We start from the raw sequence: 1329 nt of genomic DNA on the forward strand, positions 1-1329 counted from the left end.
AAGGATCACACTACGGGGTGTGAAACCCGTAGGAAAACATCAATGGAAATTCAAATGTTTCTGGCTTTACGGAGCAGTATCCCCATCTACTGGAATAAGTTTTTTTTGGGAGTTTTCCCATTTAGATAAAGTTTGTTTTCAAGCATATTTGGAACAATTGTCGCTTGAATATCCCGATGAATTGCAGATAATTCAAGTCGATAATGCCCGTGGTCATCTTTTAAGCACATCTGAATTGCCAGACAATATTATTTTACTATTTCAGCCTCCTCATTGTCTGCCAAGTAAATCCAACAGAAAGAGTGTGGGAATACATCAAAGAATTTTTAGCTTGGTTAGTTTTTAGTAATCTTGACGAACTCCGCGTAAAAGTTCAGGAAATCTTATCATCTTTAACAAATCATGTCATTGGTTTTCTCACAGGATGGTCTTGGATTTTACATTCCTTATCTCTAGCACATCTTTAAAAAAATGGTATGAAATCGGAAAATCATTACTGGAACAGGAAAAGGAGCTGTTCAATCTCTGGTATCAATATCGGAATCACCAACTCACTCGTTCAGAATTAGAGCAAGTAGTTGAACCGATTAAAACTAAAATTTTGAGCCAATTGCGAGAAGCTGCGCAATTAAACATCGGTGAGAACGAAAAAACACCCCTGGCTAAAACTGTGCGGACTTGTCGTAACTTACTGAAGCTGGAACCTGCTTTGTGGTTATTTATCACTGAAAAGGGTGTTGAACCGACTAATAATGCTGCTGAGAGAGCAATTCGCCCTGCGGTGATTTGGCGACGGACTAGTTTTGGGTCTGATTCGGCGGCTGGTAGTTTGTTTGTCTCTAGGTTGCTCACTGTTGTCTCTTCACTCAAGCTGCAAGAACGTAATATTTTTGATTTCCTAGTTGAGTCTGTCGCGGCTACTCGTTCTGGTGAGAGCCCACCCTCTCTTCTGCCACGTTAACCCCCTGAACTTCTACCATATAAGTCTTGCTAATAATTAGATCCCCATCAGGAATAAACATGGGAGATACAGACCATCCATCAGTTACATAAAAGTAGCATTTCCCGGCACTTACTTTGTCCCATAATGGCTCAAATGTCTGAGCACACTAGATCCCCTAATGCCCATCCTAAAATTCCTAGTTTAAAGTGGTCAACCGCTGTCCACAGCCAGATGTTGTCTGTTTTTTTTCACATAAGTCTGTAATTCATCACCTGGAAGCAACTCCCAGAATGACTGAGGGGTCATAAACATCTGACAACAGTTTTCCGAGTTGTTTTACCCAATTTATTATCGTGGTATGATCAACTCCCTTAACTCGTTCTATC

1 protein-coding gene and 2 pseudogenes are annotated in these 1329 nt (G+C 40.5%); 2 read left to right on the forward strand and 1 reads right to left on the reverse strand.

Annotated features, from left to right (window positions below; translation table 11 throughout):
- Positions 1–346: pseudogene (locus tag QUB52_RS29125) on the forward strand (hypothetical protein); the annotation flags it as partial.
- 78 nt (positions 347–424) lie between these two features.
- Positions 425–961 carry an IS66 family transposase gene (locus tag QUB52_RS29130; RefSeq protein ID WP_265239503.1) on the forward strand — a complete coding sequence of 179 codons (537 nt, stop codon included), beginning with the start codon at positions 425–427 and terminating at the stop codon, positions 959–961.
- Here QUB52_RS29130 and QUB52_RS29135 read toward each other — a convergent pair.
- Positions 957–1329, reverse strand: a pseudogene (locus QUB52_RS29135) (IS1 family transposase); the annotation flags it as partial. The gene QUB52_RS29130 and the pseudogene QUB52_RS29135 overlap by 5 nt on opposite strands.

The organism is Microcoleus sp. A6-C6 (genome assembly GCF_036705955.1).
Lineage (GTDB): Bacteria > Cyanobacteriota > Cyanobacteriia > Cyanobacteriales > Microcoleaceae > Microcoleus.